Origin of the sequence: Hymenobacter glacieicola, from assembly GCF_014640315.1 — a bacterium.
GTDB classification, from domain to species: domain Bacteria; phylum Bacteroidota; class Bacteroidia; order Cytophagales; family Hymenobacteraceae; genus Hymenobacter; species Hymenobacter glacieicola.
In genome coordinates, this window is the sequence record NZ_BMGS01000004.1 from 38,176 (window position 1) to 53,850 (window position 15,675).

At 62.7% G+C, this 15,675-nt stretch carries 15 protein-coding genes; 11 read left to right on the forward strand and 4 right to left on the reverse strand.

Annotated features, from left to right (window positions below; all coding sequences use genetic code 11):
- Nucleotides 1–263 precede the first annotated feature (263 nt).
- Complete coding sequence (locus IEW18_RS08180) at nucleotides 264–932, forward strand: MIP/aquaporin family protein (protein WP_229728650.1); 669 nt, start codon at nucleotides 264–266, stop codon at nucleotides 930–932.
- Nucleotides 933–1,009: 77 nt separating this feature from the next.
- On the opposite strand, the gene IEW18_RS08185 is transcribed toward IEW18_RS08180, so the two are convergent.
- Both IEW18_RS08185 and ruvC read right to left on the reverse strand, forming a co-directional pair.
- Nucleotides 1,010–1,228: a KTSC domain-containing protein gene (locus tag IEW18_RS08185; RefSeq protein ID WP_188557357.1), complete on the reverse strand. Its 219-nt coding sequence runs from the start codon at nucleotides 1,226–1,228 to the stop codon at nucleotides 1,010–1,012.
- Nucleotides 1,229–1,358: 130 nt separating this feature from the next.
- Nucleotides 1,359–1,991 (reverse strand): crossover junction endodeoxyribonuclease RuvC, encoded by a 633-nt coding sequence (gene ruvC, locus IEW18_RS08190; RefSeq protein ID WP_188557358.1) that lies wholly within the window; start codon nucleotides 1,989–1,991, stop codon nucleotides 1,359–1,361.
- An 86-nt stretch (nucleotides 1,992–2,077) separates the two neighbouring features.
- On the opposite strand from ruvC, the gene IEW18_RS08195 reads away from it, so the two are divergent.
- The 6 genes from IEW18_RS08195 (at nucleotide 2,078) to IEW18_RS08220 (ending at nucleotide 8,036) form a co-directional block, all read left to right on the forward strand.
- Nucleotides 2,078–3,124, forward strand: coding sequence for a lysylphosphatidylglycerol synthase transmembrane domain-containing protein (locus IEW18_RS08195; RefSeq protein WP_188557359.1), 1,047 nt, complete (start codon nucleotides 2,078–2,080; stop codon nucleotides 3,122–3,124).
- Between the two features lie 65 nt (nucleotides 3,125–3,189).
- Nucleotides 3,190–4,344, forward strand: a complete 1,155-nt coding sequence (locus IEW18_RS08200) for a glycosyltransferase (RefSeq protein WP_262891887.1) — start codon at nucleotides 3,190–3,192, stop codon at nucleotides 4,342–4,344.
- Between the two features lie 111 nt (nucleotides 4,345–4,455).
- Entirely contained in the window at nucleotides 4,456–4,974 is a 519-nt protein-coding gene (locus IEW18_RS08205) for a c-type cytochrome (RefSeq protein WP_229728651.1), read from the forward strand.
- Between the two features lie 248 nt (nucleotides 4,975–5,222).
- The gene (locus tag IEW18_RS08210; protein WP_188557361.1) at nucleotides 5,223–5,480 is read left to right on the forward strand and encodes a helix-turn-helix domain-containing protein; all 258 of its coding nucleotides are present in this window, start codon (nucleotides 5,223–5,225) and stop codon (nucleotides 5,478–5,480) included.
- Between the two features lie 2 nt (nucleotides 5,481–5,482).
- Complete coding sequence (locus IEW18_RS08215; RefSeq protein WP_188557362.1) at nucleotides 5,483–6,658, forward strand: ABC transporter permease; 1,176 nt, start codon at nucleotides 5,483–5,485, stop codon at nucleotides 6,656–6,658.
- Nucleotides 6,659–6,803: 145 nt separating this feature from the next.
- The gene (locus tag IEW18_RS08220) at nucleotides 6,804–8,036 is read left to right on the forward strand and encodes a PP2C family protein-serine/threonine phosphatase (protein ID WP_188557363.1); all 1,233 of its coding nucleotides are present in this window, start codon (nucleotides 6,804–6,806) and stop codon (nucleotides 8,034–8,036) included.
- 175 nt (nucleotides 8,037–8,211) lie between these two features.
- On the opposite strand, the gene IEW18_RS08225 is transcribed toward IEW18_RS08220, so the two are convergent.
- Together IEW18_RS08225 and IEW18_RS08230 are read right to left on the reverse strand one after the other, a co-directional pair.
- Nucleotides 8,212–9,678, reverse strand: coding sequence for an O-antigen ligase family protein (locus tag IEW18_RS08225; protein WP_188557364.1), 1,467 nt, complete (start codon nucleotides 9,676–9,678; stop codon nucleotides 8,212–8,214).
- Entirely contained in the window at nucleotides 9,675–10,757 is a 1,083-nt protein-coding gene (locus IEW18_RS08230; protein ID WP_188557365.1) for a GumC domain-containing protein, read from the reverse strand. The genes IEW18_RS08225 and IEW18_RS08230 overlap by 4 nt, the downstream gene beginning before the upstream one ends.
- A gap of 125 nt (nucleotides 10,758–10,882) precedes the next feature.
- On the opposite strand from IEW18_RS08230, the gene IEW18_RS08235 reads away from it, so the two are divergent.
- The 4 genes from IEW18_RS08235 (at nucleotide 10,883) to IEW18_RS08250 (ending at nucleotide 15,489) form a co-directional block, all read left to right on the forward strand.
- On the forward strand, nucleotides 10,883–12,391 hold the full coding sequence (locus IEW18_RS08235; protein WP_188557366.1) for an oligosaccharide flippase family protein: 1,509 nt from the start codon (nucleotides 10,883–10,885) through the stop codon (nucleotides 12,389–12,391).
- A 62-nt stretch (nucleotides 12,392–12,453) separates the two neighbouring features.
- Complete coding sequence (locus IEW18_RS08240) at nucleotides 12,454–13,587, forward strand: glycosyltransferase family 4 protein (protein WP_188557367.1); 1,134 nt, start codon at nucleotides 12,454–12,456, stop codon at nucleotides 13,585–13,587.
- 126 nt (nucleotides 13,588–13,713) lie between these two features.
- Nucleotides 13,714–14,343, forward strand: a complete 630-nt coding sequence (locus IEW18_RS08245; protein ID WP_229728653.1) for a polysaccharide deacetylase family protein — start codon at nucleotides 13,714–13,716, stop codon at nucleotides 14,341–14,343.
- Between the two features lie 45 nt (nucleotides 14,344–14,388).
- Entirely contained in the window at nucleotides 14,389–15,489 is a 1,101-nt protein-coding gene (locus IEW18_RS08250) for a glycosyltransferase (protein WP_188557368.1), read from the forward strand.
- The last annotated feature ends 186 nt before the right edge of the window (nucleotides 15,490–15,675 follow it).

Consider the following 15,675-nt stretch of genomic DNA (forward strand, 5'->3'; position numbering starts at 1 on the left):
GGCGGCTTCTTTCGTAGGATACAATAGGTGGGCTGCCACTACAACCGGCAACTGCTGCAAGGTTCCTCTTCAGCTCGGCTACAACCCTCCCGGCTGCTACCGTCACGCGCCGGTTTCTGTCTACGGGGCGAAGCCATAGTGGCTGGACTACGAGCTGTGCGGTATCTTCACGACAAACATCTGCTCATGCCCCAACGACACGTTACGTTGATTGCCCACCGGTGGGCGGCCCCTGCTTTTTTCGGAGCTACTGTATGAGAACGATGCTTCGTCATTGCCTGCTGGCCGAGGCGCTGGGCACGGCCGTACTGCTGGTGTTTGGCACCGGGGCAGCCGTGGTAGATGAGCAAACCCACGCCCTGGGCCACGGTGGCGTAGCGGCGGCTTTTGGGCTGGTGGTGCTGGTATTAATTCAGGGGTTGGGCCACGTGAGTGGAGCCCACGTCAATCCGGCCGTAACGGTTGGTTTCTGGGCGGCGGGGCGCTTTCCTGGCCGGCGGGTGCTACCCTATGTGGGGGCGCAGTTAGTTGGGGCCCTGGGAGGTAGCGGGTTAGTAAAGCTGCTGGCCACGTCAGGCTCCACACTGGGCGCCACCTTGCCGGCCCACGACGCGGGCCAGGCCTTTGGGGTTGAGCTGTTTCTGAGCTTCTGGCTGATGCTGGTGATTCTGCGGGTTACCTCCAGCTATTATGAGCAAGGCCTGTTGGTGGGCCTGACCATCAGCGCCACCGTGGGGCTGGAGGCCCTAGTGGGCGGTCCGCTCAGTGGCGCTTCCATGAATCCGGCCCGCTCTCTGGCCCCAGCCCTGGTCAGCGGACACCTGGAGGCGCTGTGGGTGTACCTGGTGGCGCCGGTGGCGGGCATGCTCCTGGCCGTAGCTGCTGACCGGCTCCTGGAGCTGCGGGAGCTACCGCCGCCGCCCACGCCCTAAGCAAACTGGCCACTCATGCCCCGCCAAAAAGTACGGAAGAGAAGCCCGGGGTAGGGTAGAGGCTTTAGATGCAGCAGCTACCCGCGCACCTGCTCGCGGGTATAGCCGCCGCGCTCCACTACCTGTTCCACGAACATAGCCTTGCCCGGAATGTGCAGCAATGCCTCATATATAACGGCCGGCACCCCGGTGTAGCGCACCAGCCCGCCGTGGCGGTGCTCTATTTCCAGCGTAAGGGTAGCGGCATCGTAGCCAACAGCTTTTAACGAGGTAGAGCGGATAGGGCGGCGTTGCATAGATAGGAAAGGAGATTAGTCAGATATGTTATGAGAAATATGCAGAAGTAAATGACTTCTTTATTAAATCGAAAAATTAGCGCTTTTCTAAAAGGATAGGTATAACATACATTACGTTAAGTAAGCCTGCTTACGCTGCCGGCTTCTTCTTAACGGCTACCTTTTTGCCGGCTACGGGGGCGGCCAGCTTGCTGGGGTTGTCGGCCAGGAACTTGCCCCAGCTTTTGCCGCCGGCCTTCACGTTGTTGCCTTTCTGGTAGTGGTGGCACAGGGCCACGGCTAGGGCATCGGTGGCGTCCAGGAACTTGGGGGCCTCCTCAAGGGGGGGCAGCTGCAAGGTCTGGCGAAGCATATGTGCCACCTGCTCCTTGGTGGCGTTGCCGGAACCCGTTACCGACTGTTTTACTTTGGTGGGCGCGTACTCTACGTAGGGAATCTGGCGGGAAAGGCAGGCGGCAATGGCCACGCCCTGGGCCCGGCCCAGCTTCAGCATACTCTGCACGTTCACCCCGAAGAAGGGCGCCTCAATGGCCAACTCGTCGGGCAGAAACTCCTCGATCAGCTCCACCATCCGCTCGAAAATCTTCTTGAGCTTGAGGGCGTGGTTGGTGCCCAGCTTTTTCATGTCGATGACATCGTAGCGCAGCACCGTCACGCGCTGACCCTGCACCTCAATCACGGCGTAGCCCATAATCTGGGTGCCGGGGTCGACGCCCATAATCACTTTGGGCAGCAGGTCAGCAGAGGCAAGGGGTAGAATCATAGCGCGTTACAGGGAGGCGAGAAGATAGGCAGAGCAGCGTAGATTTTCGTCGGTAACTTGCCAAGGCAAACCAACCTGCTGCCCACTTGTCTGCGCCCCACCTACAAAACTACGTCCAAAAGCCGGAAGAACCCGCGCCTCGGCGGCGGGGGCTGGTGGTGGCGGGCAAACTAGGTATTACCCTGCTCACGCTGGGCCTGCTCTGGCACTCCGTGGTGGCCGATGAGGCCACGGCAGCGGCCTGGCGCGGGCTGCTCCGGCGCACCCTGAGCGGGGAGGGCCGCGGGCCGGTGCTGCTGGCTTTGCTGCTGATGCCCCTGAACTGGGGACTGGAAGCCTGGAAGTGGTGGCGCCTGGCCCGGCACCTGGAGCCGGTGTCGTTTCGGCGCAGCTTCCGGGCCGTGCTGGTGGGCCTGACCCTGGGGTTCGTGACGCCCAACCGGGTAGGCGACTACGCCGGCCGCATCATGGAGCTGAAAAGTCGGCGGCTGGATGCGCTGGGCGCCGTGTTTCTGGGGCGCTACTGCCAGCTGGTGGCTACCGTGGTGGCGGGCACCGGGGGGCTGCTGTACTTTCTGCTGCGGTTTTACCTCAAGGGCTACCCGGCCGCGCAGCTGGGAGTAGCGGTAGCTACCCTTGGGCTGAACGCGGCTGTGCTGCTACCCCTGTACTACTCGCAGGTTCTGGTGGCGGCGGTGCAGGCCGTGGGGCCATTGCGGCGGTTCAGCCGGTTTCTGGCCGTCATGCCCACCTACCCGGCCCGCGCCCTTACAGCCGTGCTGCTGATTTCCAGCCTGCGCTACGCCGTGTTCTGCGCCCAGTTTGGGCTGCTGCTGCTGGCGTATGGCGTACGGGCACCGTTGGGGCCTTCGGCGGCGGCCGTAGCGGGTACGTTTCTGCTCAAGTCCCTGGTGCCTTCCCTGAATGCTCTGGCTGATGTGGGCGTGCGGGAACTATCGGCCACGCACTTATTTGGGCTCTTGGGCGAGCCGGTGCTGCCGGTGCTCAGCGCCAGCCTGAGCTTGTGGGTGCTCAACATTGCCGTGCCCAGCGCCATCGGGCTGTTTTTTGTGCTGCGAATGAAGGTGCTGCGCAAGCGCCGTAATAGCCGGCCCGCGCCGGTAGCTTCCTGATGGACGGGGCGGCCTGGGCAGCTGCGCTGGCTCTGCTTGGCGTAAATGGCGTCTACCTCCGGCAGATGCTGCGGTTTCGGCAAGCCTGGCAGCACCAGCTATCTGGCCCCGGAAAATCCGCGCAAGAGCTACAAGCGGCTGGAAAAGCGGCCGGCGCACTTGCAACTACTGCCCCGGTTGCTGAAGGCGCCGCCCCGCCCACATTTTCCATCTTGGTAGCCGCCCGCAACGAAGCCGAAAACCTGCCCCTACTCCTGCAAGACCTTAGTAGGCAGTACCCCGTTGCGGGCGGCTTCGAACTGCTCGTCCTTGATGACCATTCTACGGATGCTACTGCCCGCGTGGTAGCGGAAGCGGCCGCCCGTCTGCCGTTTCCGGTGCGGGTGGTGCAGTTAGCTAATCAGCCCGGCGCCCCTACCGGCAAAAAGGCCGCCGTGCAGGCCGGTATTCAGGTGGCCCGCGCCCCCTGGCTGCTCTTCACCGATGCCGACTGCCGCGTGCCTGCCGGGTGGGTCCGGGCTTATGCCGAGCTGGTGGCCCAGGATGCCGAAGCACGCTTTATCAGTGGGCCGGTGCTGCTCACGGGCCGGGGCTGGCTGGCTACTTTGCAGGGCTTGGAGTTGGCGGGGCTGGTAGGGGTAGGGGCAGCCTCCATTGGGGCGGGCCAGCCTACCATGTGCAATGGCGCCAACCTGGCCTACCGCCGCACTGATTTCTTGGCCGTGGACGGGTTCCGGGGCAACGAGGCCGTGCCCAGCGGCGACGATGAGTTTCTGCTTCATAAGCTGCACGCGGCCTTTCCGGGTAGCATCCGGTTTCTGCGCCGGGAAAGTGCCGTGGTGCAGACGGCTGCCCAGCCTACCGTGCGCCTGTTGCTGCGCCAACGGGTGCGCTGGGCCAGCAAGTGGCGGCACTACCAGGCCGCCGCGCCTCGGCGCCTGGCCGTGCTGGTGCTGCTGAGCAACCTCACCTTCCCGGTAGGAGCGGGGCTGTGGCTGCTGGGGGCCGCGCCCGGCGCGGCCGTGCTCAGCGCCTGGGCCCTCAAGCTGCTCGCCGACGTGGTATTTCTGCGGCCGGTGCTGCGGTTTCTGGGGCGGCCCGGGTGGCTGTGGTGGGTGCCCGTGCTGCAGCTGGCCTATGGCCCGTATGCGCTGGCAACCGGCCTGCTGGGCCTGCGCGGCAGCTACGAGTGGAAGGGCCGGCAAACGACTGCGACGTAGCGTAGCAGAACACGCTTTTCTAGCCGCTAAAAAGTGCGTTTTTGCTTGCATATACGGCATTTCGGCGCGTACTTATTCTGTCATTGTGTTTCATCATTCATCCCATTCCTTATGAATAAGACGTGGTTAGAAGTTGTGATGCCGGCTAGTCTTGTGCTGATTTTCTGTACGATTATGGTCTTTGGGCTTTCCGTGAGCGGACTGCTGGAGCCGGAACCGGCGCCTGTGAAAGTCACGTTGGCTAGCAAGCCCGATGAGCCGGCCACCGGACCCGCCTCGCCGCATCAGTTGCCGGCAGGGGCTGATGCTGAGGCAGTTGCCGCTGGTGATGCCCTGTTCAAAGCCAACTGCGCCCAGTGCCACGCCATCAATGAGGTAGTAGTGGGGCCGGCCCTGGCGGGCCTCAGCAGGCGCCGGCCTATATCCTGGATTACAGCCTGGGTGAAAAATTCCAGCAAAATGGTAGCCCACGGCGACGAGTATGCCGTGAAAATATTTAATCAGTACCAGAAGCAGCAGATGCCCAGCTTCCAGCTCTCGGATCAGGAAATTAAAGCCATTGTGGCCTATATTGAGTCCCGCAGCTACCAAGTAAGTGCCTCTGGTGCTACTGGGGTAGCAGCACTGTAAAGTACTTTCCTGCTCCCAAAGGGTAGTAGCTTAGATAACAAACGCTCTAAGCTGTCATTCCGACCGCCGGGAGGAAGTTGGGTTGGCTTCTCGTAAGTAACCCAACTTCCTCCCTACGGTCGGAATGACAGCTTAACAGAATTACCTCCCGGGGTTTTACCGGGTGCAAGGGGCGGCCCTGTACCGGTGCTACCTACCTAACCCTTCCGGAAGCTACCTTTGCCCTGCACACCCACCCGCCTTTCTCCGTGACCGACGCCGAATTTGACATCCTGGACGAGCTCTACTTCGTTACGCCCTTCGCCGAGCTCAGCCGCAAAACTGGCCTGGCCCCCGCCGAGCTGGAGCGCCACCTGCGCAGCTTGCTCGAGCAGGACCTGATCCGCAGCTTCTGGCCCGACCCCGACACGGAGCTGGCTTTCGAGGAAAGCTCCTTCGGGGCCATCGTGCGCGACTGTTATTTTCTGGCCTCCAAGCAAGGGCTGCTCCAACATAATACCCGCTAGCAGTGGCCGTAACTGCTCCCTCGTCTGAGCCGATTGCCCGGCCGCCGGGCTACTACGTACGCCAGCGTCTGCTGCGCAACACCCCGGCCATGCTGGGCCTGGGCTTTATTGTGCTGTGTACGCTGGTGGCCCTGCTGGGCTACTGGGTGCTGCCCGATAACTCGCCCAACGCCAACAATGGCCTCGTGCAGCTGCAAAAGGAGCCGCCGGGCTTCCAGGCCACCATTCTGCAACTTCCCCTGCCTGACTCCAACCGCACCAGCGCGGGCTCCAACCCCCTTCTGACGTGGTGGCAGGGCCGGGAGCCGCGCTTCCGGGAGGTGCCCATTGCCGGCTACCGCATCGTGGGCGACTCCCTGCTAACCACGCCCTACCAGAACCATTCGGCCCTGGCCGACCGGGCCCAGCGCTACTCCCTAGCCGCCGTGGCGGGCCACGCGGGGCCGGCTGCCCGCCTGCAGCGCGAGGTAGAGCAGGAGCGCATCGTGCGGCGCACGTACTGGTTGGGAACCGATAAGTCGGGCCGCGACGAGCTGAGCCGACTGCTGCTGGGCACGCGCGTGAGCCTGGGCATTGGCCTGGTGGCCGTGCTGATTTCCATGGCCCTGGGCATGCTCATTGGGGCCGTGGCTGGCTACGTGGGCGGCTGGGTCGATAGCCTGCTGCTGGGGCTGATGACGGTGGTGTGGAGCATTCCGGGCATTATGCTGGTTATTGCCATTTCCCTGGCCCTGGACAGCAAAGGCGTCTGGACCTCCTTCGTGGCCGTGGGCCTGACCATGTGGGTGGACGTAGCCCGCGTGGTGCGGGGCCAAATGCTGAGCTTGCGCGAGAAAACCTTTGTGGAAGCGGGCCGGGTGCTAGGCCTGCCCCAGAGCCGCCTGATCGGGCGCCACCTGCTTCCCAACATGACCGGCCCGCTGATTGTGCTGGCGACCAGTAACTTTGCGGCAGCTATTCTGCTGGAAGCCGGCCTGAGCTTTTTGGGCCTGGGTGTGCAGCCGCCGGCGCCTTCCTGGGGCCTGATGGTTAATGAAGGCTTTCAGCTGCTGGGTACCAGCGCCGGTTTCTGGCTGACGCTATTGCCCGGCTTGGTAATTAGCCTGCTGGTGCTGAGCTTTAACTTGCTGGGCAACGGCCTGCGCGACGCCTACGACCCCAAAACCCCTCTCGGATGAATGGTGAACGGGTGAAATGGTGAAGAGGTAAAATTGCCGCTCGGCTTGCGCCGGTTGCGCCACGTACCTTCCCCCTGAGCCTCCAACGCACAGTTTCACCCGTCGCCATTCCCTTTTGCCATTCACAATTTCACCCGTTCACCATATGCCGACTATTACTCCCGAAAAGCGTCTGTTCCTGAAGGAGCGTGAGTTGGGGGCCCTGCTGGAAATTACCCAGGCCATCAATTTGGACCCCACGGAAGCGGCCCTCTATAAAATTTTTCAGTTCACCTTGCTGGGCCAGCTCAACATCCGCCGGCTGGTGCTCTACGTGAAGGAGGAAGGGCAGTGGCAGTGCATGGTGTCCTTCGGGGCGGGGCTCTCCGACTTTCGGAAGCTGACGCTGCCCGCCATCATTCTGGAAAAGTGCACCTCTACGCCCTGCCCCCTGAGCAGCTTCGGCGACCTGGGCCCCGAGTGGCAACACCTGGAAACCGTTATTCCGGTGGTGCAGAACGGCGACGTGCTGGCCTACGTGTTCATTGGCAACGTGCACGAAGACTACGCCAATGAGGAAGCCACCAAGTTTCTGCAAACCCTGAGCAACATTCTCATTGGGGCCATTGAAAACCGGCGGCTGGCCCGGCAGCGGGTGGCCAACGCGGCCATGCGCAAGGAAATCGAAATTGCCCAGGAGGTGCAAACCATGCTCTTCCCCCGTAAATTGCCCAACGATGCCCACGTGGCCGTGCACGCTTCCTACGTGCCCCACACCGCCGTGGGCGGCGACTACTACGACGTAGTGGACCTGGATGCCAACCGCTTCCTGTTCTGCGTCGCCGACGTGTCGGGCAAGGGCGTGGCGGCTTCCTTGCTGATGTCGAACTTTCAGGCCGGCCTGCGCACCCTGCTGCGTCAGCAGGCCGATATCGGCACCGTGGCCCAGGAGCTGAATAACCTGATTTTCCGCAACGCCGGCGGCGACAAGTTCATTACCGTCTTCTTCGGCCTCTACGACCGGAGCACCCGCGAACTGCAGTACGTGAATGCCGGCCACAACGACCCGCTCCTGATTTCCGACGGCGGCCCGATTCAGCTGCTCAAGGAAGGCACCATTATGCTGGGCGTGATGGACGAGCTGCCCATGCTGAAGGTAGGCCGGGTGCAGGTGCCCCCGCGCACCATGCTGTTTTCCTACACCGATGGCCTAACGGAAGTGTTTGACGCTGAGCAGAATGAGTTCGGGGAGGAAGGCGTGCTGCGCGTGCTGCGTCATAACCGCTACGCCCCCCTGGCCACGGTGCACCAAGAGCTCCTGCGCGAAATAGAGGCCTACAACCTCCACGGCACCCGCTTCGCCGACGACGTAACCATCCTGAGCTGCCGGTTTAAGTAAGGTAGTAAAGTGGTGAGTTGACCAAACTCCAAGTACGCACACCAACTGCCCGTCATCCTGAGCGCCGCGAAGGACCTTATCCCGTCAGCACGATACTCGTTGTTACGACTCGTTCAGACGGGATAAGGTCCTTCGCGGCGCTCAGGATGACAGACGAGTTTTACTCACTACCTCACTAAATCACCGAATCACTACTCATTACCTCACTTCGCGCCCACGTTCCTACCCGGATGAGCATGGCCAGGTTTAGAAAGAAGAAGGAGCCGATTTTGTCTACTTCTACTAACTCGTTGAGCAGCAAGTGGAAGATAATGATAACCAGGCTCGTGCCGCAGGCCAGCAGTACGTACCGGGGCTGGGTGCTGGGGCGCGTCAGGTGGTAGAGGTGTTCGAACGTGAGCAGGGCCGTGCCCAGCAGAATCAGCAGCAGCAGCAGGCCCGGAAAGCCTTGCTCGGCCAGTACCAGCAGGAAATAGTTGTGGGTGGTCGATTTCTCGGGGTTCTCACTCACGTAGGTGCGGAAGCTGCGCACGGTATAGCGCTTGTACTCGGGGTAGAAGGTGCTGGGGCCGCTACCCACCAGAGGTTTAGCGGCCGTCATGCGGCCGGCCGCTACCCAGCGGTACACCCGCTCCATCCCCGATACGTCCTGGAGCTTGTAAGTGGCCTCCAGGTGCTTGCTGAAGTTCTCGCCGTTAAACACCGTTTTCTCGAACTCCGGGGCGTACAGCATGTAGTTGTTCTGATTTAGGAAGTAGCCCGCGCCTGCCACCAGGGCTACCACGGCCGCCACCAGCAGCAGCCGCGTCTGGCGCAGCCGCGCTACCCCGTAGAACACGCCCGCCACCGGCAAGGACAGTACCGAGGCCCGCGTGTAAGACGTAATCAGGCCAAAAAGCAGAATGCCCATGGCCACGCGCCAGCCGAGGCGGGCTGCGCCCTGGGTGCTGCGGGCCCCGTACAGCGTAAACGGCAGAAGCAACGCCAGCACCGTAGCGTAGATGACGTGGTTGCGGTAGAGCAGCTGCACCGCCTCGTTGATGGACTCAAAGCTGAAGCCGTGCCCCGCGTGCCGAACGGCCACAATAACCACCGTAAGGCAGGCCCCGAAAGTATAGATGCCCGCTACGCGCCACAAGGCCGCAGGCCGCGCCAGCAGCAGCAGCGTACCCAGCCCGAAGGGCACCAAGTACCAGGTTTTGGCCAGCAAATACTTCACGGACTTGGTCGTGTCGACGGAAAAAGCCGTGGACACCGCTGACCACAGCAGCATCAGCAGCAGGATAACCACCAACGGATGCCGGAGTTCCCGGCCCGAAACGGCCTGGGGACGCATTAGGAACGTAGCCAGCACGCAGCCCGTGAGGACCAGCAGCAGGGGTTCCGAGGGAACGTCCAGGCTCAGGCCGCCGGGCAAGGGCATCTCCCGGGAAAAAGCCAGCGTCAGGAACAGCAGGTAGTAAAGCAGCCGCCACTCCGTCAGGAGCAGGAGCACGCCCAGCCCCGCCACCAGGGGCAGCAGGCCGAGCGGGGAGTGCAGTAGCACCGCCGCCGCGCCGCCGCCCAGCAGCACCCCAATGAAGCCCGCAAACACGCGTTGCTCCGGAGTGTGGGGAAACCACTGGGCTAACCGCGCCTTCATGCGCCCAGCGGTGCCGCAGGGCGGCGGTTAGAGCGCCGCCACAGCTCCAGCAGCGTAATAACCACCACGGACAGGGCCAGGGTCAGGAACACCGAGCCCACCACAATAAGCCAGCGCACGGGCTTGCTTTTCTTGGTAGCCGGGTAAGCTTTCTGCACCAGGTACAACGACGAGAGCTTGCCCTTCAGGGCTACGTCGGCGGTTTCGTACTCGCCGCGCGCCTTCACCAGGCGGTCCTGCAAATCCGTCATGCGGGTAGTAAACAGGTTCAGCGAATCGACGCCCTGGGTGTAATTTTCCAGGTTGATGACATTGCCCTGGTCGGCCTCGGTGAGGCCACGCAGGGCCCGGCGCAGGCCGGCCACTTTGCTGGCGCTGGCGCCGCTGCCCTCCGCAATGCGCAGGTCGGTTTCCACTTTAATGATTTCCCGGGCCAGGTAGCGCGACTGTTGCTCGAGCCCATAAATGCCGTAGCGGCGGCGGGCCCGCAGTAACTGCTGGCGGGAGCGTTCAAACTCAGCATTCAGAAACTGGTAGCGCTGTTGGTAGAGGCCCAGCACGTTGCGGCGGTTTTCCAGCGTCAGCTGCTGGTTCACGGAGTCAATGACTTGCACCAGCGTATTGGCAATGCGCGCGGCCAGCAGCTTGTCCTTATCTTGAAACGTTAGCTCAATGGCGTCCCGCTCGTTATGCACAATGTCGAGGTTGGAGCTGAACTCGCGCAGGGCGGCATCGTCGGCGGCGTCGGTACCGGCCGGGCCCACCTGATAGTGCTCGTGCAGCTTATAGCGCTTGATGAGCAGCTCGCCCACCGGCTGCGACTGGCCAATGGTGATGATGCGGTCCAGGTCTTCGGTGCGGCCGCCCAGCTCCAGCTTGCTGCCTTCCGTGGCAATACGGTCGGGGTCAGTGGTTTGTGGGTTGGTAGGAAAGAATACGGCCGTCGATTTATAGATGTTGGGAAGGGTCAGGGCAACCAGAACGCTTGTAATAAGGGCCAGCACCAGGGCCGTGCCCACCAGCTTTTTCCAACGGTTAATAATGGGCCACAAACCCAGCAGCGAATACGATTCTGACATAATACAAACCAGCCCGCCCGCCCGGGAAGGGGAAAGGCCTAACGGCGGCGGCGAGCAAATATAGAGGAAAAATGGCCGCAGGATGCGCCTAGTGCCCGAAGCTGGCCGGCTCAATTTCCCTAGTTTTGCGCCAAACCATTCCGCGGGCGGCTAGCCTGGGGCGGGCGCCGGTCCGGGTATCTTTTCAGCTTAACGCCAGCGGCATCAAACGTTTTTTAGGAAATATCAGCTTTGTGGTGCTGCTCAACCTGCTCGTGAAACCGGGCTGGGTGGTGCTGGAAAACGTGGTGCAGGATCGGCTGGGCCACGAGGTATTCGGCACGTTCACGGCCCTGCTCACGCTGGCTACCATCGTGGCGGCCGTGTCCGACGTAGGTACTACCCAGCTGACAACCAAGCGGCTGGCTGCCTCCCCGGGCTTCTTCACGGAGTTCTTTCCCACCTTGCTCCCCCTGCGGGCCGGGCTGGGAGTGGGCTTTCTGCTGGCTACCGTGGGCCTTGGGTGGGTGCTAGGCTACCGGGGCCACTGGCTGGTGCTGCTGACCATTACGGCGGCCGGGCTGCTGCTCACGCAATACATTCTGTTTCTGCGCGGGGTGCTGCAAGCCCACCAGCGCTTCAACCTCGATGCGGTGCTGTCGGTGCTGGAGCGGCTGCTGCTGCTGGGCCTGGTGCTGGCGCTGCTTCCGCTGGGCCTGAGCCTCGACCGGTACGTAGCCGTGCGCACGGTAGCCGTAGGGTTCACGTTTCTGCTGTTGGTAGGACTGATTCGGCGCTTTTACGGGCGCGTGGCCTTGCGCCCGCGCTGGCAGCAGGCCCGGCAGGTGCTGCTGGAAAGCGTGCCGCTGGCCTTCATTACGCTGGTGTATGGCCTGAACGAGCGGGTAGACATGCTGATGCTGGAGCGGCTGGTATCGAGCCAGGAAGCCAGCTACTACGCCGCCGCCTACCGCTGGGTCGATGCCGTGATGATGTACCTGTGGACGGTGCTGCCGTTGTTTTTCGCCCGCTTTGCCCACGCCACCGGCCGAACTCAGGAGCAGCAGGAGCTGCTCTGGTTTGGGCAGCGGGTGGTAACCGTGCCCCTGCTGTTTGTGGTGGGTTTTGGCCTGTTTCGGGGCGAGTTGTTGTTTTTTCAGTTTACTCATAGCTCCGCCCTGGAGGTAGCCCACATGACCCAGTGCCTGCAGCTGCTGTTTCTGAACGTGCTGGTCCACGCCTTCTTCGCCATCTACAGCACCCTGCTCACCAGCACCGACCACGAAAAACCCGTTTCCTGGCTCGTGACGGGTAGCATTGTGGTTAATGTGGGGCTGAATTTCTTGTTTATGCCCCGCTACGGCGCCCTGGCCGGGGCCGTCAACACGTTGTTATGTGCGGTGGTAGTATCGGCCGGGTACGTGTGGCTGGTGCCGCGCCGCACCGGGGTGCAGCTGCCCTGGGTTATGCTGCTACGACTGGCAGTAGTCTTCAGTGGGTTATGCGCGGGTTGGTATGGCTTGCGAACCTACGCGGGCCTGCCGTGGTGGCTGGAAGCCGCTGCGGCCGGGCTCTGGCTGCTGCTGCTGGTGGCCGGGCTGGGGGTAGTAAAACCAAGTGAGCTACGGCAGTTGCGCCGGCCGCCAGCGGGGTAGCAAGCCGCCTCTTTCACCCGAAAACACGCTCGTAATTCCTCTGCCTCTTCCTTCATAAGTCCTTGGAAATAGCCGTCAACGTCCGCTTTTTACTACCCGGCGACAAGCTGGAGGGCATCGGCCGTTTCACCTACGAGACGCTGCGCCACCTCGTGCAGCAGCATCCCGAGCATACCTTCCACTTTCTGTTCGATCGGGCCTTCGATGAGCGGTATCGGTTCGGGCCGAACGTGGTACCGCACGTGCTGGGGCCACCGGCCCGCCACCCGTTGCTGTGGCTGGCCTGGTTTGAGGGGGCCGTGGCCCGCTGGTTGCGCCGCCACCGGCCGGCCGTGTTTCTAAGTCCCGACGGCTACACTTCGCTCCGCACCCGCGTGCCCCGCGTCACGGTCATTCATGACCTGGCCTTCGAGCATTTTCCCCAGGATGTAAGCCCGCTGGTGCTGCGCTACTACCGGTATTTTACGCCCCGTTTTGCCCAGGCCTCCCGGCGGGTAGTGGCCGTGTCGGAGGCTACCCGCCAGGACCTGGTAGAAACCTACGGGGTAGCGCCCGAGAAAATCAGCGTGGTGTACAACGCCGCCGACGCCCACTTCCGGCCCCAGCCGGCCACCGTGCAGCAGGCCACCCGGGAGCGGTTTAGCACCGGCAAGCCGTATTTTTTGTTTGTGGGCGCTCTGCAACCCCGCAAAAATCTGGTAAACCTGCTGCGGGCCTTCGACCAGTTCAAGGCCGCCACCGGAGCCCCGGCCAAGCTGCTGGTGGTGGGCCGCACCGCCTGGAAAGCCGGCCCCATTTTCGAGGTGTACCAGCGCATGCGCTACCGCCAGGATGTGCACCTGACTGGCCGGGTAACCGACGCGGAGCTGGGGGAGCTGTACGCGGCAGCCCTGGCTACCTGCTATGTGCCTTACTTCGAGGGGTTTGGCATTCCCATCATCGAGGCCCAGGCCTGCGCTTCCCCCGTCATTACGTCTGATTGCAGCTCCATGCCCGAGGTAGCCGGCGGGGCCGCCCGCCTGGTCGATCCGTTTTCCGTTGACTCCATTGCCGCCGGGCTAGGGGAGGTGTACGCCTCGGAAAGCTACCGCACGGAGCTGATAGAAAAAGGGTTACAGAATACCACGCGGTTTTCCTGGGCCGAAAGCGCCCGTCTGCTCTGGCAGGAAATTCTGGCCGCCAGTGAAAGCGGGTAGGGGGCGTTGTTAGAAGGGTTTAGCATGGTTCTGACAGCCGCCTGCCCCCTGTAATCTACCACTGCAACCGCCCACCAGCCCCTGACAACCAGCAACTACCCCTAATAACCACCCACTAACTTTCCCATGCATCTGTTCCGAATGCCGGCCCTGGTGCGGCGCCTGCTGCCCGACTGCCTCTGGCAGATGCCCGCTTCCGGTCCGCCCACGCTCTACCTGACCTTCGACGACGGCCCGATTCCGGAGGAAACGCCCTTCGTGCTGGAGCAGCTGGCCCGCTACCAGGCCCGCGGCACGTTTTTCTGCGTGGGTGACAACCTGCGCCGCCACCCTGAGGTAGCCCGCGCGGTAGTGGCCGGCGGCCACCGGTTGGCCAATCACACGTATCACCACATCAGTGGCTGGAGCCACTCCCGCGCCCAGTACGTGCAGGATGTAGCCCAGTGTCAGGCCCTGTTGCAGGAACTTCAGCCCGCAGCCCGGCCTCTGCTGCGCCCGCCCTACGGCCGCATTACCCGGCCCCTGGCGCGCCTGCTTCGGCCTAGCTACCAAGTAGTTATGTGGGACGTGCTGACCTGCGACTATGACCCTGACTTTGCCCCCGAGGCCTGCCTGGCGGCAGCCATCCGGCACTCCCGCCCCGGCTCCATCGTCGTGTTTCACGACAGCGTAAAAGCCAGCCGCAACCTGCGCTACGTGCTGCCGCGCTACCTGGCGTACTTTGCCGAGCGGGGCTACCACTTTGCCGCCTTGTAGCAAGGGGTAGGGGTTCCGGTTTTTCCTGGCCGTTTTGTGCGCCTTATGCTTTTCCTGACGCTTTGTTTTACCGGCTGGTTTGCCTTGCTGACAGCAGCCGTGGTGCTTTTTGCCCGCGCCCGTGGCCAGCAGCCCGGGGCAGTGCCCCAACCCCTGCCCCGGGTAAGCATTCTGCTGGCGGCCCGCAACGAGGCAACGGCCATTGCCCGTTGCCTGCGCGCCATCCGGGCCCTGCACTACCCCCCGGAGCTGGTAGAAGTGCTGCTCGGGGATGACGGCTCCACTGACCAGACGGCCGCGGTGGCCGAAGCCGCCATGCAAGGCTACGCGGGCTTGTTTCGCGTGGTACCAATAACCGAGACGGTGGGCACGGCCCGCGGCAAGGCCAACGTGCTGGCCCACCTCAGCCGCGCCGCTACCACCAGCTACTTTTTCATAACCGATGCCGACATTGCCGTGCCGCCGACTTGGCTGACGGGGCTGTTGGCTCATGCCCAACCCGGCGTCGGCATCGTGACGGGCCTGACCCTGGTGACGGGGCCGCGGCTGTTTCACCGCCTGCAGGGCCTCGACTGGCTCATGGCCCTGGGCCTGGTGCAGGTAGTGACGGATTTGGGCCGGCCCGTGACGGCCATGGGCAACAACATGCTGATCACGCGCGCCGCCTACGAGGCCACCGGCGGCTACGAGCGGCTACCCTTTTCCGTTACCGAGGACTTTGAGTTGTTCAAGGCCGTGCTCCGGGCGGGGTACTCCTCCCGCAACCTGTTCCGGCCTGAAATCCTGGCCGAGTCGCTACCCATGTACTTGTGGCGGGGGCTGTTGCACCAACGGCGGCGGTGGCTGCGCGGGGTGGAGCAGCTGCCCGGCTGGCTGAAAACCTGCCTGGGCCTGTACGGGTCTTTTTATCTGTTGCTGGCCGGACTGGCCGTGGTGGCAGGGCCGCTGGCGGCGCTGGGCGTATGGCTGGGCAAGGTGCTGCTGCAAGGTGTGCTGGCCGGCCTTTGCTTCGGGCGAGTAGGGCGCCGCGCCCCGCTGGCGCTCCTGCCCGCGTTTGAGCTGTACACGATTGTTCTTACCGGAAGCCTGGTTGTGTTTCGGCTGCTACCTCTTTCTTTCAGCTGGAAGGGCCGCCTTTACCGGTAAAAGTTGATTGTTTTTTAACCGCTGCGGTTTCCCGGTTCAGCCCCAAACAAGGCCGTGCTGCAGCCAGGCTACGTGTGCGCTAAGCGTATGAAGAAACGATGAAAGCCCGCCAAGGACTGTAATTCCGCGTTTTAACAGTAGATTTTCCTCTGTCCTGCCAATACCTTTGGTTACGTTGGTCACTGG